The following is a 306-nucleotide window of genomic DNA, read 5'->3' on the forward strand; positions in this document are numbered from 1 at the left end:
CCAACCTGGGGAAGGCCAAGATGAAGCGCCGCAAACTCAAGGCCCGCGACGAGGGAGCCGTTGAGGCCGGATACCGGGCCGGCAAGTCGGCGCAGTTGCACCAGGCGATCAACCACAAGCCGGTCGCCCGGCTGACGCAGGGGGCGTCCTGATGGAGCGCTACCACGACACAGCCGGCGATCCGCCTCGCCGTGACGTTGCGGCCAAGGCTTCGGAGCGCGCTGCACTGGCAGAACAGATGGCAGCCTTCCTGGAGCGTGGTGGGAGCATCAAGGAGGTTGGTCACCAAATGCGCGAGGCGCCGGA

Annotated in this window: 1 protein-coding gene; it reads left to right on the forward strand. The window is 67.3% G+C overall.

Going from position 1 to position 306, the window contains the following annotated elements; translation table 11 throughout:
* Positions 1–151: 151 nt before the first annotated feature.
* Positions 152–306 (forward strand): hypothetical protein (locus ACODS1_RS24145; RefSeq protein WP_489087646.1); only part of this gene is annotated, 155 nt, incomplete at its 3' end.

The sequence above is a fragment of the Pseudomonas sp. FG29 genome (genome assembly GCF_057809355.1).